Here is a 22099-nt window from a genome sequence, read left to right as displayed (position 1 = left end):
TGCACGTACGGCGTGCGACGCGCCCTATTTGTCGCTGCCGCCAGCCCCTGAGCCACAGACAGTACCGGCCGCCGGGACTTTGCCGTCCAACAGATAGTCGCCCACTGCCTTCTGCACACAGGCGTCGCCGCTGTTGTACGCGCCGTGCCCCTGCCCCTTGTACGTCACCTCCACCCCGACGCCCTTGCCCAGTGCGTCGACCATCGCCTTCGCGCCCTCGTACGGGGTCGCCGGGTCTCCCGTGTTGCCGATGACCAGGATGGGGGGCGCGCCGGGGGCGCTGACGTCCGGGGTGTCCCAGGCACCCCTCACCGGCCAGCCGGTGCATGCCAGTAGGCCCCAGCCCAGATAGTCACCGAAGATCGGCGACGCCTTCTGGAACGCCGGGAGCTTCGCCTTCGTCTCGTCGGCGCTGAACCGTTGCTTGGTGTCGACACAGTTGATGGCCGTGTTGGCGGCCGTCGAGTTGTCGTAACGACCGTCGTCGGAGCGGCCGTTCAGCGAGTCGGCGAAGGCCAGGAGGAGTGCGCCGTTGCCGCCGTCCGCCTCGTCGAGCCCCTCTTCCAGCAGCGGCCAGTTCTCCCGGGAGTAGAGGGCGGCCGCGATCCCGGTGATGGCCTGTGACTGCGTCAGCTGCCGCGTGCCGAGCCCCGGGATCGGCTTCTTCTCCAGCCGCTGGAGAAGATCGGCGATCCACAGCTCGACCTCCTTCCCGGTGGAACCGGGGAGCTTGCAGGCGGCGCCGCGGTTCACGCAGTCCTTGGTGAAGTTGTCCAGAGCCAGCTGGAACCCCTGCGCCTGGCCGAGGGAGGACTCTTCGGTGTCCTCGGTCGGGTCGACGACCGCGTCCAGCACCATCCTGCCGACGCTCTTCGGGAACAAGTGGGCGTAGACGCCACCCAGTTCGGTGCCGTAGGAGAAACCGAGGTAGTGCAGCTTCTCGTCGCCGAGCACCTGGTGCATCAGATTCATGTCGCGGGCGGCGTTGGTGGTGCCGACGTAGGGGAGTTCGGAGCCGGAGTTCTTCTTGCAGGCCGCCACATACTCCTTCTGCTCGTTGGCGTAGGCCTGCACCTCGGCGGCGTCGTCCGGGGTGAGGTCGCTCTGGAAGCGCGCGTCGAGCTGCTTGTCGTTCTCGCACTTCACGCCCTCGCTGCGGCCGACCCCGCGGGGATCGAAACTCACCAGGTCGTAGCGGGTTCGGAGCTTGTCGTACGTGGTGCCGAATTCAGGCAGCGTGGCGACGCCGGAGGCGCCGGGGCCGCCGAAGTTGAAGATGAGTGAGCCGATCCGTTTGCTCGGGTTGCTGGCCTTGGCGCGGATGAGCGCCAGTTTGATCGTGTCGCCGTCCGGCTTCGCGTAGTCGAGCGGGACCTTCATGAAGGAGCACTCCCAGGCGGTGTCGCCGGGGAGCGGGGTGGGGGCGGTGCCACCGCCCTGTGCAGCGGAAGGGGCGGGACAGGACTTCCACTCCAGCTTCTGGGAAGTCAGGTCGGCCGGCACCGACGTGTCGGCGGCGTTCGCCGCGTGCGGAGAGTTCCGGGTGCGGTCCGTGTCGGCCGCACCGTCGCCGCTGTCCGAACAGGCGGTGAGGGGCAGCAGAACGGTCACGGTTGCGGCGAGGGCCGCGGCGCGCAGGGCAGGGGGGGTCCTCATTGCTCCATCGTGCGATGGGGTGCCGGACCGCGCGCGGGACGCCGGTCCAAGCGGGTGGCGGCGGGACCGGGGACCGGATCCGTGAGCCGGGACCCAAGGGCTGTCCCGTAATCCCTGGCGGGGGATTACGGGACAGCCCTTACTAGAGAGCGTCCTTGCGGGTGAGATGGTTGAAGCAGAGCCAGCCGGGAAGGACCGGCAGCCACAGCGTCATCAGCCGGAACAGCAGCACGGCAGGCGCCGCGACCTCCTTGGGCAGACCGACCGCGATCAGCCCCAGCGTCAGCGCACCCTCGACCGCGCCCATACCGCCCGGGGTCGGCGCCGCCGAACCCAACGCGTTGCCGGCGAGGAAGACCACCGCGATGCTCGCGTAGCTGAGCTGCGGTACGTCGGGACCGCTGAACGCCCGGATCGACGCATCCAGACACATCACGAACAGGCCGGTCAGCAGCAGCATGCCGCCGATGCCGGTGAGCAGCTTCTGCGGCCGCTGCACGACGTCGAGCATGCGCGGTACGACTCCGGCGAACAGGGACCGTACCCGCGTCACCACGAACTTCCGCAGGAACGGGATCGCGGTCACCACCAGCACCAGCACCGCGACGGTCAGCAGCCCGGCGATCACCGTCCTGGACGGGGTGAGCGACGACGGGGTCTTCTCGGTACCGGTCAGATAGCCGAACGCGCCCAGCAGCAGCACATGGCAGCCGAGCCCGAACAGCTGCGAGGCGCCGACACTCGCGACGGCCAGCCCCGGGCGCACCCCGGAACGCTGCAGGAACCGGGTGTTCAGCGCCACCCCACCGACCGCGGGCGGCGCGACGATCTTCACGAACGAGCCGGCCACCTGCGCCAGCACGGTCTTGCCGAACGGCACCCGCTCCGGCACGAACCCCAGCAGGCTCATCGCGGCCGCGATGTAACTCAGCGCCGAGAACCCGAGCGCCGCCGCCACCCAGCCCCACTCCGCCTGCTCGACGACCGCGCCGAAGTCGGCCTCCGTGACCTGGGAGATCAGGAAGTACGCGGCGATGGCACCGGCGATGAAGCTGAGCAGGGTGCGCGGCTTGATCCGCTCCAGCCGAACCGGCTCGACGGGCGCCTGCGGCCGGATCAGCAGCACCTGGCGGCGGATCTGAGTCAGCAGATCCTCCTCGCGGGCCTCGTCCAGCGCATCGTCTATCGCCCGCTTCTCGGCGCGCTTCTCCGCCTGCTTCTCATTACGGAGCGCCTTGCGGTCGGCGGGGACCGAGGGGACCCCTTCCGCGTCCGACACCTCGGACTCCTGAGCCTTGGCGCGCCTGGCGGCGTCCGACGCTTCGAGCACCGCCTCCCGCTCGCGCTGCGACCGCTCCCGGGCGAGCCTGCGCAGCGCCGCCCGGGTGGAGCGGCTGAGCGCGATCGGCTGGAGCAGCGGCAGACAGTTGGCGACGGCGTCGGGACCGAGTACTTCGAGCGCGGCCGCGACGGCCCGCTCGGCACCCACCCGCAGACCGGTGGTGGTGAGCAGCTGGGCGATGTCCATCCGCAGCACCAGATCACCGGCCGCGATCTCCCCGCCGCGCAGATCGGTGACGAACACCGTGCCGGAAGGCTCCACCAGGATCGCGTCGCCGGTGAGCCTGCGGTGCGCGATCCGCCGCGACTGGAGCGCCTTCACCTGCCGCCAGGCACCGCGCACCAGATCGTCGGTGATCTCCACGTCCTCGAGCGCGTCGAGCGAGCGTCCGCCGATGTGCTCGTACACCAGCATCACGGCGTCGGGACCGAGTTCGGAGGTGGCGATCAGTCTGGGGGCGTTGGCCCCGGCGGCGATCGCCGCGTACGCGAGAAGCGCCTCCTGCTCCAGAGCCTGGCGCAGCGACTGGATGGAGCGGCGCTGGGTGATGGCCCGCAGGGTGAGTCTGCGCCATACCCGGTAGAAGAAGCCCTGCGCCTGCTGTTCCCGGTCGACGACCGTCACATCCAGCGGTGGACCGTCCTCGAGGGAGACCAGATAGCGGCGGCCCCGGTCGCTCTGGTCGCCGGAGTCGGGGGCGTCGTCGGCGCGCATCGCGGTGACCGGGCGGAAGCCGACGTGGCGCAGACCGGCCATCAGATGCTGACCGGTCGGCCGGACGTTCGGCGAGCCGACCGCGTACAGCGTGCCGTAGGCCACGGTCCAGCCGATCAGCACGGTCAGGACGATCGAGAACGGTGTCGTGTAGCCGCCGACCAGCATGGCGAAGGCGTCGAGCAGCAGCACCACCCACAGCACGACCCGCCAGCGCGGCCGTCTCGCCATGCCGACCGCCGTCATATAGGCGATGACAGGTGCCAGATAGCCGTGGACAGGATCGGTGAGCGCAGCACCGGGCTGCGGCTGGGTGAGGGCGTCCTGAATGGTGCCGGAGGCGGACTTGGCGACCCACAGGTCGGTGGCGAGCGTCACCCCGTGCGCGAGCACGGCGGCAAGAACCCCGTCGGCGATCCGCAGCCCGTCGCGTTTGATCAGCCGCTCGATGGCGAAGGCGACGGGCACGAGCAGCACGGCGATGCTGGAGACCAGACCGGCGATCTTGATGAGGACGTCGGGCGCCTGGTCGGTGCCCTTGTTGATGTCGTTCTCGAGACCGGTGGTCGTGCCGTGGGCGAACGCGGCGATGGAGAACAGGACGGCGATCGCCAGAACGCCGACGAGGAGCCGCATGAGGTCGGAGGGGCGGTGCACGCGCGCCGGGAGCAGCGGCTCGTCCCCGGAGACACGGTCGGCTTCTTCGGCCGCGCGGACGGTGGAGAGGGTGGAGCCGACCAGATGGTGCGGGCGGGCCTGCTGCGCAGGCTCCTGGCCGTGCCCCTGCTCGCGCTCCGTCTCGGATGACGGCTCCTGCTCCGGTGCCGTCTTCTGCTCCGGTGGCTGAGCCCGGTTCCGGCCTTCTTCCGGGCGCGGCTCGGCATCAGAGGCGTCCGCCGCCTTCGGTGGCTGCACGCCCTGCTCCTTCGTCGCCTCTGATTGGTCTTCGTGTTCTCGTATCACCGGTCACCGCCCGCATGATGGTGGCACGGCCTGGAGACAGAGGGGGGCATCAGGGTGCATTGCACGGTCGTGCGATGGGCAACATACGCTCCTTTGCTCCTGCGTGCACACTCGGTGAACGGATGCATACGTAGCGGTCGCTCGCGATCCGGGCCGGGCTGTCGGTGGCGTACGGCACCATGGGTCGGATGAGCGAACACTGGACGAGCGACGACGGCGCGAGGGACGAACGGGCGCCCGACGAGCTGCCCGAGTACGCGGAGCGCGTGCTCGATGTCGCCGACCTGATCCCACCCGGCCGTGTCATGACGTACGGCGATATCGCGGAGTGGCTGGGCGAGGGCGGGCCGCGCCAGGTCGGCCGGGTCATGGCGCTGTACGGCGGTGCGGCGCCGTGGTGGCGTGTGGTGCGCTCCGACGGGGCGCTGCTGCCCGGCCACGAACTGCGGGCGCTGGACCACTACCGCGAGGAGAGCACTCCGCTGCGCGAGGCATCGCGCAGCGCGGAGGGTCACATACCGCGCCTCGACATGAAGCGCGCACGGTGGGACGGCGTGACCGGCGGCGGTCACGGCGGGGCCGAGGGCGAGGACGGAGGAGCTCACACCTGACAGCTTCCGCCATTCGGTCCCCGGACGGGAGCAGCCGGGACCGCAGGACGTGCGAGAAGTGCAGCGTGACCTGCTGCCCGACCTGCTCCGAGACTCTCCGCCCACCTTTCCGGGCGACCTGCGGTGCGACGTGGAACGTGACGATCGCCGCAGCGGACTCGCCGCATCCGACCCCTTCGCTGGCGTAGCGTCGACAGTTCGCGGCGCGCACCCCCGACCCCTCACCACCAGCACACCCACCAGGACCGGCGATCCACGTGAGCTCCTCCTCCTTCACCCGGAACAGTCCGCACCGTCAGGCACGGCAGGGGGTCTCTCCACGCCCGCAGGGGCGTAGGGGGAGGACCACAGGCGCGTACCGACTGGTGCGTACCCGGCCGGGTTCCGTGGACCCCCCTCTCCTGGACGCGGCGCAGCAGGCGGTGGTTGATCACCCCGGCGGTCCGCTGCTGGTCCTCGCCGGGCCGGGCACCGGCAAGACCACCACGCTCGTCGAGGCGGTCGCCGCCCGCGTCGCCCGGGGCGGCGACCCGGCCCGCATCCTCGTGCTCACCTTCAGCCGCAAGGCCGCGGTGGAGCTGCGCGACCGGATGGCCGCCCGGCTCGGCGCCGCCCGTGGCCCGCAGGCCACCACGTTCCACTCCTTCTGCTACGCATTGGTCCGCGCCCACCAGGACGCCGACCTCTTCGCCGAACCGCTGCGGCTGCTCTCCGGACCGGAGCAGGACGTCACCGTCCGCGATCTGCTGGCCGGCCAGCTCGAACTGGAGCGGGAGGGCCTCGCGCACATCCGCTGGCCCGACGAACTGCGGGCCTGCCTGACCACGCGAGGCTTCGCCGACGAGGTACGCGCGGTGCTCGCCCGGAGCCGCGAGCTGGGCCTCGGCCCGAATGCCCTCGCCGACTTCGCGCGCCGCACCGGCCGCCCGGACTGGGGTGCGGCCGCCGAATTCCTCGCCGAGTACCTGGACGTGCTGGACGCGCAGGGGGTACTGGACTACGCCGAGCTGGTCCACCGGGCGGTGCTCCTCGCCGAGCGCCCCGAGGTGTCGGCGCTGCTGGCCGGCGAGTACGACGCGGTCTTCGTCGACGAGTACCAGGACACCGACCCGGCGCAGGTGCGGCTGCTCCACGCGCTGGCCGGCAACCGGGGGAGTGCGCCGGGGGCCGACGGCGGCCGGGACCTGATCGCGTTCGGCGACCCGGACCAGTCGATCTACGCCTTCCGGGGCGCCGATGTGAACGGCATCCTCGACTTCCCGGAGACGTTCCGGCGGGCGGACGGCGACCCGGCCCCGGTCGGCGTCCTCACCACCTCGCGCCGCTCCGGCGCACAGCTGCTGGCCGCCACCCGGATGCTCACCCGCCGGATGCCGCTGACCCGCCTGCCGTCGGCGAAGGTGCGCGCCCACCGCGAGCTCGCAGCGGTCCGCGAGGGCGGCCGGGTGGAGACGTACACCTACCCGACCGCGTCCACCGAGCTCGACAACATCGCCGACCTGCTGCGCCGGGCCCATCTGGAGGACGGCGTGCCGTGGAACGAGATGGCGGTGCTGGTACGCGCCGGCGGCCGCACGATCCCCGCGGTGCGCCGCGCGCTCACCTCGGCGGGCGTGCCTCTGGAGGTCGACGGCGACGACCTCCCGCTGCGCCACGAACCGGCGGTGGCCCCGCTCCTCATGGCGCTGCGCACGGTCGCCACGGCGGCGCTGCACCGCACGCCGACTACGAAGAAGACACCGGGAGCGGACGCGGCCGCGGATCCAACCTCGGATCCCGCCCCGGATCTCACCTCCGACGAGTCTCCTGCTCCCTGGCTCGACACCGAGACCGCTCTCACCCTCCTCGCCTCCCCTCTCGGCTCGATGGACGCCGCCGATCTGCGCCGGCTCGGGCGGGCGCTGCGCGACGAGGAGCGGGCAGCCGGTAATCGCGTACCGGCACCCTCCGGGGAACTGCTGGCCCGCGCACTCGCCGAGCCCGAGCGCCTCGTCGCGCACGACCCCGCGTACGCCCGCGGTGCCCAGCGTCTCGGCGCGCTCCTGTGCAAGGCCCGTGAGCTCCTCGAAGGCGGCGGCACCGCCGAAGAGGCCCTGTGGGAGCTGTGGGCCGGAACCCCGTGGCCGGGACGGCTCGAACGGGCCGCGCTGCGCGGGGGCGCCGGCGGCCGCAACGCCGACCGCGACCTCGACGCCGTCTGCGCGCTCTTCGACACCGCGGCCCGCGCCGAGGAACGCACCGGCGGCCGCGGCGCTCTCAACTTCCTCGAAGAGGTCGACGCCCAGGACATCGCCGCCGACACCCTCTCCGAGCGCGTCGTACGCCCCGACGCCGTACGCCTGATGACCGCGCACCGGTCGAAGGGGCTGGAGTGGCGGCTGGTCGTCGTCGCAGGGGTGCAGGAGGGCCTCTGGCCGGACCTGCGCCGCCGCGGTTCACTCCTCGAAGCGGACCGGATCGGCCGCGACGGACTCGCCGAACCGCTCACCCCGGGCGCCCTGCTCGCCGAGGAACGCCGCCTCTTCTACGTCGCAGCGACCCGCGCCCGAGAACGCCTGATCGTCACCGCGGTGAAGGCCCCCGCCGACGACGGCGACCAGCCGTCCCGCTTCCTCACCGAGCTCGGTGTCGAACCGCGCGACGTCACCGGCCGCCCCCGCCGGCCCCTCGCTGTCGCCGCGCTCGTCGCCGAACTGCGCGCCACCACCGTCGACCCGGATGCTTCCGACGCCCTGCGCGACGAGGCGGCCCACCGGCTGGCCCGGCTGGCCGCACTCACGGACGACGAGGGCCAGCCGCTCGTACCGTCGGCCCATCCGTACCGCTGGTGGGGCCTGTACGAGCCGACCCGCTCGGCCGTCCCGCTCCGCGACCGGGACCACCCCGTGGCCCTCTCCGGCAGCGCACTCGATCAGCTCGCCAACACCTGCGCACTGCAGTGGTTCCTCGGCCGCGAGGTGAAGGCGGACGCCCCGGCGACGGCTGCGCAGGGCTTCGGCAACGTCGTGCACGTACTCGCCGACGAGGTCGCCTCCGGCCGCACCCCCGCCGATCTGGCGGTCCTGATGGAACGCCTCGACTCCGTCTGGGACGGGCTGGTCTTCGACGCCCCATGGAAGTCGCAGCAGGAGAAGGAGCAGGCGCGGGTCGCCCTCGAGCGGTTCCTGCGCTGGCATGTCATGGACCGCACCGGCCGCACCCCCGCCGCGAGCGAGCACGACTTCGACGTGACACTCGAAGCGGGGGAGTACGAGGTACGGATCCGCGGCTCCATGGACCGCGTCGAACGGGACGCCGACGGCCGGGCGTACGTCGTCGACTTCAAGACCGGAAAACAGGCTCCGACGAAGGACGAGGCCGCCCGTCACCCCCAGCTCGCCGTGTATCAGCTGGCCGTCAGGGAAGGGGCGGTCGACGAGATCTTCGACGGCCACCGTCCCGCACCCGGTGGCGCCGAACTCGTACAGCTGAGGCAGCCCGCCCCCAAGAAGGAGGGCGGCGACACCCTGCCCAAGGTGCAGGCCCAGGAGCCGCCCACCACCGAGTGGGTCTCCGACCTGCTGGCCACGGCCGCGGGCCGTGTACTGGACGAACGCTTCACCCCCACGACCGGTCAGCACTGCACCCACTGCACGTTCCGGGCGTCCTGCAGCGCACAGCCGGAGGGCCGCCACATCCTGGAGTGACGCGGGTATCGGCTGTGGACGGTCAGCCCTTGCGAGCCACGGTCACGTAGACATTGATGTCGTCATCGGTCGCCTCGCCGATGCTCACGTACCGGGTCCGTTCGATGGCGTCGAGACCCGCCAGGTGCTCCGCGGAAGGCACCGGTTCCGGTGCCTTCCGCGTCGGCCGCATGATCCGGGCGCCAGTGGTGCGCAGGGACAATGCCGGGCTCCAGTTGCTCCAGGGCGTTCTCGGTCAGGAAGCGCTCGATGCCGGCACGTGAACACAGCACGAAGGAGAATCCCCGCTTCCGGAATGTCTCCGCGACCTTGTTGATCGCCACCGGGTTCATGTCCTCGCTGAGGTGGCTCAGGACGAGATGGCTGCCGGACGGCAGAGCGTCCAGCAGGTTCCGGACGATGTCGTACGCCTCGTCGTCCTCGATGAAGTGCAGTACGGCGGCGAGAACGAGGGCGACCGGCCTGTCGAGGTCGAGCGTCCGGCGTGCTTCCAGGAGGATCTTCGCGGGGTCGCGCAGGTCGGCTTCGATGTAGTCCGTCCTGCCCTCGGCGCAGCTGGTGAGCAGGGCCTGCGCGTGGACCAGGACGACCGGGTCGTGGTCGACGTGGACGATCCGGGATTCCGGGGCGATGTCCTGGACGATCTGGTGCACGTTCTGCCGGGTGGGCAGCCCCGCCCCCACGTCCAGGAACTGCCGGATGCCCGCGCCCGTGGTGAGCTCGGTCACGGCCCGCCGTACGAAGTCCCGGTTGTGCCGGACGTCGAGGTGCCCCCGCGGATTGGCCGCCGGCGCCATGGCCGCGGCCTCCCGGTCGGCGGGAAAGTTGTCCGTGCCGCCGAGGAATACGTCATACACCCGGGCCGGATGCGCCTTCGTCGTATCGATGCGCCCCATGAGCCAGGCGGAGTCCGGCCCGAAGCCGGGGGCAGGTGCGTCGGGGCTCATACGACCCTCCTCGTAAGGTCGTTGATGCGATCACATGCGATCGGGATCGATCGGCCTTCAACCTGGACCGGTCAGCAACCCCGGACGAGGCACCTTCCGGCCACCGGCCGGTCCGGCTCATCGCCCGCACACTGTCGGTCCGCCCGGTTAGCCTCTGTGGAGTGTCCTCACGTATCACCGATCCCGAGCAGCTCAAGGAGCTCCTCGGGATCCCCTTCACCCCGGAGCAGACGGCCTGCATCACCGCGCCGTCCGCCCCGCAGGTGATCGTGGCCGGAGCCGGGTCCGGGAAGACCACGGTGATGGCGGCGCGCGTGGTGTGGCTGGTCGGGACCGGACAGGTCGCCCCCGAGCAGGTCCTCGGGCTCACGTTCACGAACAAGGCGGCGGGCGAGCTCTCCGAGCGCGTCCGCAAGGCCCTCGTCGCCGCCGGCGTCACCGATCCGGACGTCATCGACCCGGACAACCCGCCGGGCGAGCCCAGCATCTCCACGTACCACGCCTTCGCCGGACGGCTCCTCACCGAGCACGGGCTGCGGATAGGACTCGAACCCACCACCCGCCTCCTCGCCGACGCCACCCGCTACCAGCTGGCCGCCCGCGTGCTGCGCGAGGCCCCCGGCCCCTACCCGGCCCTGACCAGGTCGTTCCCCACTTTGGTCAGCGATCTGCTGGCGCTCGACGCCGAACTCGCCGAGCATCTCGTCCGCCCCGAACGGCTCGCGGAGTACGACACCGAGCTCCTCCGTACCCTCGCATCGGCCCGGCTCACCAACGCCGAGCTGCGCAAGATCCCCGAGACCGCCGAGGCCCGCCGCGAGCTCCTCTCGCTGACCCGGCGCTACCGGGACGCCAAGCGCAGCCGCGACCTCCTCGACTTCGGCGACCAGATCGCGCTCTCCGCCGAGCTCGCCCTCACCCGCCCCGAGGTCGGCGCGATCCTGCGCGATGAATACCGGGTCGTCCTGCTCGACGAGTACCAGGACACCTCCGTCGCCCAGCGGCTGCTGCTCTCCGCCCTCTTCGGCAGCGGCCCCGACGGCACCGCGTCCGGGCACGCCGTCACCGCCGTCGGCGACCCCTGCCAGGCGATCTACGGCTGGCGCGGCGCCTCCGTCGCCAATCTCGACGACTTCCCGCGCCACTTCCCGCACGCCGACGGCACCCCCGCCACCCGGTACTCCCTCAGCGAGAACCGCCGCAGCGGCGGTCGCCTGCTGCACCTGGCCAACGGGCTCGCCGAGCCGCTGCGCGCCATGCACGAGGGTGTGGAGGCACTGCGCCCCGCCCCGGGCGCCGAGCGCGACGGCATCGTCCGCTGCGCCCTCCTGCGTACCCACACCGAAGAGATCGACTGGCTCGCCGACTCGATCGCCCATCTCGTACGGACCGGGAAGGCACCCGGCGAGATCGCCGTCCTGTGCCGCACCGCCGGGGACTTCCCGGAGATCCAGGCCGCGCTCGTCGCCCGCGACATCCCGGTCGAGGTCGTCGGCCTGTCCGGGCTGCTGCACCTGCCCGAGGTCGCCGACCTCGTCGCGGTCTGTGAAGTCCTCCAGGACCCCGGCGCGAACGCCTCCCTGGTCCGGCTGCTCACCGGCCCCCGCTGGCGGATCGGCCACCGCGACCTGGCCCTCCTCGGCCGCCGCGCCCGCCTCCTCGTCCACCACGCCGCCCACGCCGACGACGAGGACTTCGACCCCGACCGACGGCTCGCCGAAGCCGTCGAGGGCATCGACCCGGCCGAAGTCATCTCGCTCGCCGACGCCCTCGACACGTTCCTCGAATCGAGCGGTACGGAGGACGACGGGCTGCCGTTCTCCACCGATGCCCGCATCCGCTTCGCCCGCCTCGCCACCGAACTGCGCGACCTGCGGCGCTCGCTGGCCGACCCCCTCATGGACGTCCTGCACCGCGTCCTCGCCACCACCGGCCTCGAAGTCGAACTCTCCGCGTCGCCGCAGGCCCTGGCCGCCCGCCGTCGAGAGACCCTCGCCAACTTCCTGGACGTGGCGGCCCGCTTCGCCTCCGTCGACAGCGAGGCCACGCTCCTGGCCTTCCTCGGCTTCCTGCGCACCGCCGTCCAGTACGAGAAGGGCCTGGACAACGCGCTGCCCGGCGGCGAGAACACCGTCAAGGTCCTCACCGCCCACAAGTCCAAGGGCCTGGAGTGGGACGTCGTCGCCGTGCCCGGCCTGGTCGCCGGCCAGTTCCCCAGCAGCCAGTCCCGCGACGCCTGGACCTCCCAGTCCAAGGTCCTCCCGCACGCCCTGCGCGGCGACGTGGCCACGCTTCCCGTCGTCCACACCTGGGACGCCCAGGGGCTCAAGGGCTTCAGAGCGGAGATGAAGGAGCACCAGCACACCGAGGAGCTGCGCCTCGGATACGTCACCTTCACCCGGCCCCGCACCCTGCTGCTCGGCTCCGGCCACTGGTGGGGCCCGTCCCAGAAGAAGCCGCGTGGCCCGTCCGGCTTTCTGCAGGCGCTGTACGAGCACTGTGCGGCCGGACACGGCGAGATCGAGGCATGGGAGGACGAGCCGGCCGAGGACGAGGAGAACCCGGCACTGGCGGCCACCGCAGCCGGCGACCACGCCTGGCCGCTGCCCCTGGACGACACGGCACTCGCCCGCCGCCGGGCGGCCGCGGACACAGTGCTGGCCCATCTGGAGAAGTTGGCGACGGGGAGCGACTCGGTGCCGGGGGCGTATCCCGCCGCACCGGACGACGAGGCGTTCCCGTTCCCCTTCCCGGACGACGACGCGTACGCCGACGAGGACCCGTACCCGGACGAGGACCTGTACCCGGACGAGGCCGCGGACTGGGACGCCTGGTCGACCGAACCCCCCGTGGCCCCGGGGCCGGACCCGGCCCCGGCACCACACGCCCCCGACCCTCACGTCCCCGCAGCCCGCACCCCCTCACGGCTCACCCCGGAGGAGTCCCGCACCCTCGCCTCCTGGGACCGGGACCTCGACGCGCTCGCCGGTGAGCTGCGCCGCGCCCGCGCCACCGTGCGCGAGGTCCTCGTGCCCGCCTCGCTCTCCGCCACGCAGCTGCTGCGTCTCGCCGACGACCCCGACGGCTTCGCGCAGGAACTGGCCCGCCCCATGCCCCGCCCGCCTGCTCCGGCAGCCCGCCGCGGCACCCGGTTCCACGCCTGGGTGGAGGCCCGCTTCGAGGAGCTGCCGCTGCCCATGCTCGGCCCCGACGAGCTGCCCGGCGGCGACGAGAGCGACGCCGACATCGCGGACGAGCGCGACCTCGCTGCGCTCAAGGAGGCCTTCGAGCGCACCCCGTACGCCCACCGCACCCCGTACCGCGTCGAGACACCGTTCCGGATCACCCTCGCGGGCCGGGTGATCCGAGGCCGGATCGACGCCGTGTACCGCAACGAGGGCCCCGACGGGTACACGTACGAGATCGTGGACTGGAAGACGACCCGCAATGTGCCCAGCGGCCGCGAAGGCACCTCGGGCACCCCTGGCGCCGACCCGCTCCAGCTCGCCGTCTACCGCCTCGCGTGGGCCGAACTGCACGACATACCGCTCGACTCCGTCACCACCACATTCCTGTTCGTCCGCAGCGGGGAAGCCGTCCGTCCCGACCACCTGCCGTGCCGTGCCGAGCTGGAGCAGCTCCTCCTGGACGAGCCACCTCCGATGGGCCGATAGGCTCAAGACCATGAGCGACACCCCGGACAGCGCCGTCCGTACGTACACCGAGCAGCACCGCACAGCCTTCCTCGACGACCTCGCCGAGTGGCTGCGGATCCCCTCCGTCTCCGCCCAGCCGGAACACGACGGAGACGTACGACGCAGCGCCGAGTGGCTGTCCGCCAAGCTCAAGGAGACCGGCTTCCCGGTCACGGAGATCTGGGAGACCGCAGGTGCGCCCGCGGTCTTCGCCGAGTGGCCGTCCGACGACCCGGACGCTCCGACCGTCCTCGTCTACGGGCACCACGACGTGCAGCCCGCAGCCCGGGAGGACGGCTGGGACACCGATCCGTTCGAACCGGTGATCCGGGACGGCCGGATGTACGGGCGCGGCGCGGCCGACGACAAGGGCCAGGTGTTCTTCCACACCCTCGGCGTCCGGGCCCACCTCGCCACCACCGGCCGCACCACCCCCGCCGTACACCTCAAGCTCCTCGTCGAGGGCGAGGAGGAGTCCGGCTCCCCGCACTTCCGCACCCTGGTCGAGCAGCAGGCGGCGCGTCTCGCCGCGGACGCCGTGATCGTCTCCGACACCGGCATGTGGGACGAGACCACCCCGACGGTCTGCACGGGCATGCGCGGCCTCGCCGAGTGCGAGATCGAGCTGTACGGCCCGGAACAGGACATCCACTCCGGATCGTTCGGCGGCGCCGTCCCCAATCCGGCGACCGCCGTGGCCCGCCTCGTCGCCGCGCTGCACGACGCGAACGGACGGGTCGCGATCCCCGGCTTCTACGACGGCGTGACGGAACTCACCGACACCGAGCGCGCCCTCTTCGCCGAGCTCCCCTTCGACGAGGACACCTGGCTGCGCACCGCCAAGTCGCAGGCCACGACGGGCGAGGCCGGCTACTCCACGCTGGAACGCATCTGGGCCCGCCCCACCGCCGAGGTCAACGGCATCGGCGGCGGCTACCAGGGCGCCGGAAGCAAGACCATCATTCCGTCCTCCGCCCTCGTGAAGATCAGCTTCCGGCTGGTCGCCGGCCAGGACCCCGACCATGTCCAGCAGGCCGTCCGCGCCTGGGCCGAGGCGCAGTTCCCGGCCGGCATCCGCCACCGGATCACCTTCGCCCCCGCCACCCGCCCCTGCCTGACCCCGCTGGACCACCCCGCCCTGCAGGCCGTGGCACGGGCCATGGGACGGGCCTTCGGCCAGAAGATCCTCTTCACCCGCGAAGGAGGCTCGGGACCCGCCGCCGACCTGCAGGACGTGCTCGGCGCACCCGTCCTCTTCCTGGGCATCTCCGTACCGTCCGACGGCTGGCACGCCCCCAACGAGAAGGTCGAACTCGATCTCCTGCTCAAGGGCGTGGAGACCACCGCCCACCTGTGGGGCGAGCTGTCGGCCGCACTCCGCTGAATCCTCTGAACACCCGAACCGTCCCGGGGGAGTAGGAAGCACCTGTGAGCACCTTCGACAACGCCACGACAGACCGGCCCATCGGTCTCACCGCGCCCAGCGGCATCGACCGCGCCGCGCACCACCGCCTCGACGAGGCCTGGCTCTCCGCCGCCTGGAGCCACCCGACCACCCGCGTCTTCGTGGTCTCGGGCGGGCAGGTGCTGATCGACGACACGGCCGACGGCGGTACGGAGATCGTCATGACCCCGGCCTTCGAGGCCCCGGTCACCGAGACCCACCGCTACTTCCTCGGCACCGACGAGGACGGCGTCAGCTACTTCGCGCTCCAGAAGGACTCCCTGCCCGGCCGCATGGACCAGCCGGCCCGCCCGGCCGGCCTGCGCGAGGCCGGACTGCTGCTCGGCCCCCGCGACGCGGGGCTGATGGTGCACGCGGTGGCCCTGGAGAACTGGCAGCGGCTGCACCGCTTCTGCTCCCGCTGCGGCGAACGCACGGTCATCGCGGCGGCCGGCCACATCCGTCGCTGCCAGGCCTGCGGCGCCGAGCACTACCCGCGCACCGACCCCGCGGTGATCATGCTGGTCACGGACGACCAGGACCGTGCTCTGCTGGGCCGTCAGGTGCACTGGCCGGAAGGCCGCTTCTCGACGCTCGCGGGCTTCGTCGAGCCGGGGGAGTCGATCGAGCAGTCCGTCGCCCGCGAGGTGTTCGAGGAGGCGGGCGTCACGGTCGGCGAGGTCGAGTACATCGCCAGCCAGCCCTGGCCGTTCCCGTCGAGCCTGATGCTCGGCTTCATGGCCCGGGCCACGTCGTCGGAGATCGATGTGGACGGCGAGGAGATCGAGGAGGCCCGCTGGTTCTCCCGCGAGGACCTGACGGCGGCCTTCGAGTCGGGCGAGGTCCTGCCGCCGTTCGGCATCTCGATCGCGGCACGTCTGATCGAACTCTGGTACGGCAAGCCGCTCCCGAGGCCGGGCAGCGTCGGCTGACGCGCGCTGCTCGGCGTGCGACCGGGGCGTGCGCGGCCCGGTCGCACCTTCAGGACCGCGCCGGTCTCTCCCCCGAAGAGACGACGGCGCACTACTCTGGCTCCGGGCCGTGACTGGCGCTGAGGTGGAGCACCACCGGGGAGCGGTCCGACGGAACTCTCGACAACCGTCGATGCCGTGCGCCTGGGCGACACACCGTGATCCTCGCGATCCTCGTGACACTCAGGAGCGAAACGTGGCCCGGATTCAGACAGCCCGTCCGATGGACGGCACCGCCCTCGCGCGCAAGATCATCGGAACCAGCTCCGCGGCGGCAGCGGAACTCCGGCTGCGCACCGGGAAGGCACCCTGCCTGGCGACGGTGCTGGTCGGGGAAGACCCGGCCTCGGTGACCTACGTCCGGATGAAGCGCCGCCGGTGCGAGAGCGCGGGCATCGAGTCGCGGCACGTGGCCCTTCCCGCCACCTCCACCACACAGGATGTGGTCGACGCGGTCACCGCACTGTCGGTCGACCCCGGTGTCCACGGCATCCTGCTCCAGCACCCTGTGGGACCGCACATCGACGAACGCGCCGCCTTCGAAGCGATCGATCCGGCCAAGGACGTCGACGGGGTCACCATGCACTCGTTCGCGACGATGAGTTTCGGCCTGCCCGGCTTCGTCTCCTGCACGCCCGGCGGAATCATCCGCCTGCTGGATGAGTACGACGTCGACCTCGCGGGAAAGCAGGCGGTCGTCGTGGGGCGCAGCGCCATCCTCGGCAAGCCCGCCGGGATGCTTCTGCTCGGCCGGGACGCCACCGTGACGTACTGCCACTCACGGACGGCCGACCTCTCGTCGATCGTGCGGGAGGCGGACGTCCTGCTGGCCGCGGTCGGCAAGCCGCGCTTCATCGCTGGTGCGGACATCAAACCGGGCGCAGTGGTGATCGACGCCGGCTACAACGAGGGCAACGTCGGCGACGTCGACTTCGAGACAGCCGCCGAGCGGGCGCGGCTGATCACCCCGGTCCCGGGCGGGGTCGGACCGATGACCATCGCGGTCCTTCTTGAGCAGACAGTCGCGGCGGCGGCCCGGCAGCTCGGCGTCGCGGCGGCGTGACCCGAAGCCCGGCTTCCGGGTACGCGAACGCCCGCCGTCCTCCGGGGCGACCGGAAGGCAGCGGGCGTTCACGCGGGCTCTTGGCATCGGCTCTGCGTGCGGGTTCTTCGCCCTCTACACCTCGCACCGGCGCGAAGAGCGCAACCGCGCGCGATCAGACGCCGATCTTCTGCTTCACCTGGGCCAGCGAGGGGTTCGTCAGCGTCGAACCGTCCGAGAAGAGCCAATCGCAACCCATCCATGGCCGAGTTCGTGTATGGCCCGGACGGTGAAGACCTTTGCGAGGATTTCTCCACCCGGCCTGTGCTCACGCTCTGAACCTGCAGCTCTGCTTTCGCGCGCTGAGAGCTTCTGTTGGCGACGGCCGCCAGGCGGAGTGCTCAGTCTCTCGCGCCCCTGTGGGACACGTGCAGGAGTTCGGGTGATGACGGTCTCCTGTCGACCACGGCGGTAGCCGATACCGGGCGTGCCGAGGGCGGGCTTCCTTGTCCTGCTGCTGGGGTCCCCAGGGCACACAAAACCCCCGATCGGCGTCAGACCGGCCGGGGGTTGCGTCTCGCGAGAGTCAGGCGCTGAGTGCCTGCTTGACCTGGGCAAGGCTCGGGTTCGTCATGACGACCTCAGAGCCCCCCTGGGCGGGAACTACCAGAACCGTCGGAACGGTCTGGTTGCCCCCGTTGGCCTTCTCGACGAAGGCCGCGGACTCCGGGTCCTGCTCGATGTTGATCTCGTTGTACGTGATGCCCTCGCGGTCCATCTGGCCCTTGAGCCGACGGCAGTAACCGCACCACGTGGTGCTGTACATCGTCACAGTGCCCGGCATGTCTTTCCGCTCCTCTGTCTCGTTCGTCTCGTCACGTTGCGTTGCCGCGTCCAGCGGAAAAGCTGGAAAGGTGCCCCCCGCAGGGAGTGGAACATACGCGACCTGGCCGCCATTCCCGCAGCCACCCCTGCATTCATACGACGGATGCCGCTCCCCTGTGGACAACTTCCGCGTCCGGCTCTCCCGACCTGGCAGCATGGCGGGGTGACATCAGCAACGCATTCCTCTCTCTTCCCCCGGGTCCCCGAGTCGGCGGACGCCGTGCTCGACGGACTGGACCCCGAGCAGCGCGAGGTCGCCCTGGCCCTGCACGGTCCGGTGTGTGTGCTGGCCGGAGCCGGTACGGGCAAGACCCGAGCGATCACGCACCGCATCGCGTACGGGGTGCGTGCCGGGATACTTCAGCCGACGAGTGTGCTGGCTGTCACGTTCACCAACCGGGCCGCCGGCGAGATGCGGGGCAGGCTGCGCCAGCTCGGCGCGGCCGGGGTGCAGGCGCGGACGTTCCACTCCGCAGCCCTGCGACAGCTCCAGTACTTCTGGCCGAAAGCAGTCGGTGGTGATCTGCCGCGGCTGGTGGAGCGCAAGGTCCAGCTGGTCGCCGAATCAGCCGCCCGTTGCCGCATCCGGCTCGACCGCAACGAGCTGCGGGACGTCACCAGCGAGATCGAGTGGGCGAAGGTCACCCAGACCGTGCCCGCCGACTACCCGGCCGTGGTCGCCAAGACCCAGCGGGACGCCCCGCGCGATCCGGCCGAGATCTCCCAGATCTACGCGATGTACGAGCAGCTGAAGCGCGACCGCTCGGTGATCGACTTCGAGGATGTGCTGCTCCTCACCGTCGCGATCCTCCAGGACCGCCATGACATTGCCGACCATGTCCGCAGCCAGTACCAGCACTTCGTGGTCGACGAGTACCAGGACGTCAGCCCGCTCCAGCAGCGGCTGCTCGACCTCTGGCTCGGCGACCGGGACAACCTGTGCGTCGTCGGGGACGCCGGCCAGACCATCTACTCGTTCACCGGGGCCACCCCCGACCACTTGCTGAATTTCCGCACCCGCCACCCGAACGCGACCGTGGTCAAGCTGGTTCGGGACTACCGCTCCACGCCCCAGGTCGTCCATCTCGCCAACGGCGTGCTCGGCCAGGCCCGCGGCCGTGCCGCCGAGCACCGCCTCGAACTGGTCTCGCAGCGGGAGCAGGGGCCGGAGCCGGCCTATACGGAGTACGCGGACGAGCCCGCCGAGGCCGAGGGCACCGCCCGCCGGATCCGCGATCTGATCGCTGCGGGCGTCCCGGCCGGAGAGATCGCCGTGCTCTACCGGGTCAACTCCCAGTCCGAGGTCTATGAGCAGGCCCTGTCCGACGCGGGCGTGCCGTACCAGCTGAGGGGAGCGGAGCGCTTCTTCGAGCGCGCCGAGGTACGGGAGGCGGGCGTCGCCCTGCGCGGCGCCGCCCGCGCCGGGGGTAACGACTCGTTGCTCGACGGCGCGGAGGGGCTGCCCTCGCAGGTGCGGGCGGTGCTCTCCACCAAGGGTTGGACCACGGAGCCGCCCGCCGGCTCCGGGGCGGTGCGCGACCGATGGGAGTCCCTGGCCGCCCTGGTCCGGCTGGCCGAGGACTTCGAACAGGCCAAGCCGGGGGCGACACTCTCCGACCTGGTGGCGGAGCTGGACGAGCGGGCGGCCGCCCAGCATGCCCCCACGGTCCAGGGAGTCACGCTGGCGTCACTGCACTCGGCGAAGGGCCTGGAGTGGGACGCCGTGTTCCTGGTCGGACTGACCGAGGGCATGATGCCGATCACGTACGCCAAGACCGACGAGCAGATCGAGGAGGAACGCCGGCTGCTGTACGTCGGCGTCACCCGAGCCCGCTTCCATCTCTCGTTGTCCTGGTCGCTGTCCCGGTCGCCCGGCAGCCGCGGCGGACGGCGCCCGAGCCGCTTCCTGAACGGGCTGCGCCCCGGCTCGGCGGCGCTCGGCGGCGGCCGCGGCGTGACCGGCATCGGGGGAAGCGGCGGGGGAGGCATCGAGCGGCCGGCGGTGGCCAAGCGCAGGCGCCGTGGCCCCGCCCTGTGCCGGGTCTGCGGCAAGACCCTCACCGACGCGGGCGAGATGAAGCTGATGCGTTGTGAGGACTGCCCCTCCGACATGGACGAGGCGCTCTACGAGCGGCTGCGCGACTGGCGCGCGGAACAGGCCAAGGAGATCGGCCAGCCGGCCTACTGCGTGTTCACCGACAAGACGCTGATGGCGATCGCGGAGGCGGTCCCGGGCAGCGACGGTGAACTGGCGGGAATCTCCGGGGTCGGTGTCCGGAAGTTGGACCGGTTCGGCGCCGCCGTGCTGGCCATATGCGCAGGCCAGGACCCAGACGAGGGGCTCGGAGGAGACGACGAGGAGGTGTGAGAAAAACTCGTCGAAAAAATAGTTTGCGCCCGCCCCAGTCGTCACCATAGGTTCTTAACCACGGGAACAGCGACTTCTCTGAAGCCCTCACCCCGTGCTGTACTTATCCGAATACGCAGGACCGGCAGGCCCGGTCCCCCCGAGACGCCGAGAGGAGGCGATTGTCGTGATCAGCATCATCGAGACCAACAAAATGACCGATCTGTCGGTCGTCTCCGCCTGCTCGCTCGGCCTCGCCTGCTCTTCGGAATCCTCGCTGCGTGGCACCGGTCTGTCCGGCATTTCCGCCGTCAGCCCGCTGTCCCTGGCGAGCCTCCCCGTGCGGGAGCGCAATGAGCGACCGAGCCAGGCACCGACGGCAGCAGTAGCGAAGGGACAGGCCAAGGCGGCCTATGCCTTTGCGGCAGTCGGTGCCGGAGCCGAGCAGCAGACGACGCACCACCACAAGATGTGGGCCTTCCGTGGGCCTGAACCCTGGAGTGATCCAGCCTGATGGACCATCAGGCCGGCGCCTTCAGGGCCGCGGAACCCCACTCGGGATCCGCGGCCCTTTTGTTTTGTCCAAACGGACGACACAGCGAAGAGGCGCCTCGGGACAAGCAGCACCCGGTACCAGCAGCCACCCGGCCGACCGGCCGGAACGACCAGACGAGGACACCACCACCGTGCAACTCGAAGCGCACGCCCCGTCCGTACCGCCTTCCGAAACGATCCCCCCGCCCGGCCTCACGGAGGACTCCACCTTGATCCCCCTCACTGCGCTCACCGCGCTCGACGACGCCATCGAGAACCTCGGCGTGCCCGTCCCCTGCCGCTCCTACGACCCGGAGGTCTTCTTCGCCGAGTCGCCGGCCGATGTCGAGTACGCCAAGTCCCTCTGCCGCACCTGCCCGCTCGTCGAGGCCTGCCTCGCCGGCGCCAAGGAGCGCCGCGAGCCGTGGGGTGTCTGGGGCGGCGAGCTCTTCATCCAGGGCGTCGTCGTCGCTCGCAAGCGGCCGCGTGGCCGTCCGCGCAAGAACCCGGTCGCGGCGTGATCGCCGGCCTGGAGGCCACGGCCCCCAAACCCATGAAGCGCATCGGAACCATCGACCGTCCCCGAACCCACGATCCCCGAAATCAGGCACCAATGTCCGTCCCCACGAATGAGCCCGTCGGCTCCGCAACACCGAACGTCACAAGCATCGGCGCGAACGACTCGCGTCAGAACAGGACCCGTGAAATGCAACTCATCCCAGAAGCTCTGGCTCGTGCGCATATGCACGACCGCCTGAGGGAAGCCGATGCGGAGCGCCAGGCCGTGCGCCTGGTCTCCGCCCGGCGGATGCAGCGCCGAGCGGAGCGCGCTTCGATGCGCGCCCGCCGCGCGCTGGCCATGGCGGTCATGCACTAGTCAGGCCGAAGAACCGCTCCACCCGCTGCCGGACAGCCGCTCTGCCCGGCAGCGATCAGTACCTCTTGTCAGTACCCCTTCCGCGGGGCCGGTCCGAACGGATCGGCCCCGCGGTCGTGCTGTGTGGTGACGTGCCGCGCGGCGGGGACGGAGTTATCGTCACGAGGTGAACGAGGAGACTCATCACCCCGCACCGGGCGCGCATGTCGTGGTGTGCGCCCGGTGCGGCACCGCCGCCGACAGCGAGTACGCGCCGCCGACCTGGGTCTGCTCCGTGGAGAACGGCAGACGCCAGTACTTCTGTGACAACTGCGCCCGCAGCCATATCAGGGCGATCGAAGGCCGCCTCGATTCGCCCTGGTGGTGACAGGCCCGCCCCGGCCCG

At 71.1% G+C, this 22099-nt stretch carries 14 protein-coding genes, 2 pseudogenes and 1 riboswitch; of the genes and pseudogenes, 11 read left to right on the top strand and 5 right to left on the bottom strand.

Annotated features, from left to right (window positions below):
• Positions 1-24 precede the first annotated feature (24 nt).
• Both ACWCP8_RS00685 and ACWCP8_RS00680 read right to left on the bottom strand, forming a co-directional pair.
• Complete coding sequence (locus ACWCP8_RS00685) at positions 25-1656, bottom strand: alpha/beta hydrolase (protein WP_352266355.1); 1632 nt, start codon at positions 1654-1656, stop codon at positions 25-27.
• A 142-nt stretch (positions 1657-1798) separates the two neighbouring features.
• Positions 1799-4627 carry a lysylphosphatidylglycerol synthase domain-containing protein gene (locus ACWCP8_RS00680; RefSeq protein WP_352266356.1) on the bottom strand — a complete coding sequence of 943 codons (2829 nt, stop codon included), beginning with the start codon at positions 4625-4627 and terminating at the stop codon, positions 1799-1801.
• 236 nt (positions 4628-4863) lie between these two features.
• On the opposite strand from ACWCP8_RS00680, the gene ACWCP8_RS00675 reads away from it, so the two are divergent.
• Positions 4864-5286, top strand: coding sequence for an MGMT family protein (locus ACWCP8_RS00675; RefSeq protein WP_352266357.1), 423 nt, complete (start codon positions 4864-4866; stop codon positions 5284-5286).
• 257 nt (positions 5287-5543) lie between these two features.
• Complete coding sequence (locus tag ACWCP8_RS00670; protein WP_451113833.1) at positions 5544-8972, top strand: ATP-dependent helicase; 3429 nt, start codon at positions 5544-5546, stop codon at positions 8970-8972.
• Between the two features lie 22 nt (positions 8973-8994).
• On the opposite strand, the pseudogene ACWCP8_RS00665 reads toward ACWCP8_RS00670, so the two are convergent.
• A pseudogene (locus ACWCP8_RS00665) lies at positions 8995-9919 on the bottom strand (SAM-dependent methyltransferase).
• 161 nt (positions 9920-10080) lie between these two features.
• Here ACWCP8_RS00665 and ACWCP8_RS00660 point away from each other — a divergent pair.
• From ACWCP8_RS00660 to ACWCP8_RS00645, 4 genes are all read left to right on the top strand, one after another.
• Positions 10081-13593 carry a UvrD-helicase domain-containing protein gene (locus tag ACWCP8_RS00660; RefSeq protein ID WP_451113832.1) on the top strand — a complete coding sequence of 1171 codons (3513 nt, stop codon included), beginning with the start codon at positions 10081-10083 and terminating at the stop codon, positions 13591-13593.
• Between the two features lie 10 nt (positions 13594-13603).
• Positions 13604-14998, top strand: coding sequence for a dipeptidase (locus ACWCP8_RS00655; RefSeq protein WP_451113831.1), 1395 nt, complete (start codon positions 13604-13606; stop codon positions 14996-14998).
• Between the two features lie 44 nt (positions 14999-15042).
• On the top strand, positions 15043-15990 hold the full coding sequence (gene nudC / locus ACWCP8_RS00650) for an NAD(+) diphosphatase (RefSeq protein ID WP_355995072.1): 948 nt from the start codon (positions 15043-15045) through the stop codon (positions 15988-15990).
• A gap of 99 nt (positions 15991-16089) precedes the next feature.
• Positions 16090-16186: riboswitch (ZMP/ZTP riboswitch) on the top strand.
• Between the two features lie 66 nt (positions 16187-16252).
• Positions 16253-17092, top strand: a complete 840-nt coding sequence (locus ACWCP8_RS00645) for a bifunctional 5,10-methylenetetrahydrofolate dehydrogenase/5,10-methenyltetrahydrofolate cyclohydrolase (protein WP_382828891.1) — start codon at positions 16253-16255, stop codon at positions 17090-17092.
• Between the two features lie 154 nt (positions 17093-17246).
• Here the strand turns inward: ACWCP8_RS00645 and ACWCP8_RS00640 are convergent.
• Positions 17247-17315, bottom strand: a pseudogene (locus ACWCP8_RS00640) (NrdH-redoxin); the annotation flags it as partial.
• A 342-nt stretch (positions 17316-17657) separates the two neighbouring features.
• On the bottom strand, positions 17658-17915 hold the full coding sequence (locus ACWCP8_RS00635; RefSeq protein WP_352266363.1) for a mycoredoxin: 258 nt from the start codon (positions 17913-17915) through the stop codon (positions 17658-17660).
• 204 nt (positions 17916-18119) lie between these two features.
• Here ACWCP8_RS00635 and ACWCP8_RS00630 point away from each other — a divergent pair, with 204 nt between their 5' ends.
• The 5 genes from ACWCP8_RS00630 (at position 18120) to ACWCP8_RS00610 (ending at position 22081) form a co-directional block, all read left to right on the top strand.
• Positions 18120-20324 (top strand): ATP-dependent DNA helicase UvrD2, encoded by a 2205-nt coding sequence (locus tag ACWCP8_RS00630; protein ID WP_451113830.1) that lies wholly within the window; start codon positions 18120-18122, stop codon positions 20322-20324.
• A gap of 166 nt (positions 20325-20490) precedes the next feature.
• Positions 20491-20817, top strand: a complete 327-nt coding sequence (locus tag ACWCP8_RS00625; protein WP_352266365.1) for a hypothetical protein — start codon at positions 20491-20493, stop codon at positions 20815-20817.
• A 172-nt stretch (positions 20818-20989) separates the two neighbouring features.
• Positions 20990-21358 carry a WhiB family transcriptional regulator gene (locus tag ACWCP8_RS00620; protein WP_030915514.1) on the top strand — a complete coding sequence of 123 codons (369 nt, stop codon included), beginning with the start codon at positions 20990-20992 and terminating at the stop codon, positions 21356-21358.
• A gap of 32 nt (positions 21359-21390) precedes the next feature.
• The gene (locus ACWCP8_RS00615; protein WP_030915517.1) at positions 21391-21714 is read left to right on the top strand and encodes a hypothetical protein; all 324 of its coding nucleotides are present in this window, start codon (positions 21391-21393) and stop codon (positions 21712-21714) included.
• 166 nt (positions 21715-21880) lie between these two features.
• Entirely contained in the window at positions 21881-22081 is a 201-nt protein-coding gene (locus tag ACWCP8_RS00610) for a hypothetical protein (RefSeq protein WP_451113829.1), read from the top strand.
• Positions 22082-22099: the final 18 nt, after the last annotated feature.

The sequence above is a fragment of the Streptomyces sp. NPDC002206 genome (assembly GCF_053593595.1).
The sequence above is the reverse complement of the archived record's forward strand: the minus strand, read 5'-3'. Positions and strand labels throughout refer to the sequence as shown.

What these genes read in the sequence shown, in the direction of transcription:
- ACWCP8_RS00615 (WP_030915517.1), top strand. Translation starts at nt 21,391, where the DNA reads ATGAAGCGCATCGGAACCATCGACCGTCCCCGAACCCACGATCCCCGA.
- ACWCP8_RS00655 (WP_451113831.1), top strand. Translation starts at nt 13,604, where the DNA reads ATGAGCGACACCCCGGACAGCGCCGTCCGTACGTACACCGAGCAGCAC.
- ACWCP8_RS00645 (WP_382828891.1), top strand. Translation starts at nt 16,253, where the DNA reads ATGGACGGCACCGCCCTCGCGCGCAAGATCATCGGAACCAGCTCCGCG.
- ACWCP8_RS00635 (WP_352266363.1), bottom strand. Translation starts at nt 17,915, where the DNA reads ATGCCGGGCACTGTGACGATGTACAGCACCACGTGGTGCGGTTACTGC.
- ACWCP8_RS00685 (WP_352266355.1), bottom strand. Translation starts at nt 1,656, where the DNA reads ATGAGGACCCCCCCTGCCCTGCGCGCCGCGGCCCTCGCCGCAACCGTG.
- ACWCP8_RS00675 (WP_352266357.1), top strand. Translation starts at nt 4,864, where the DNA reads ATGAGCGAACACTGGACGAGCGACGACGGCGCGAGGGACGAACGGGCG.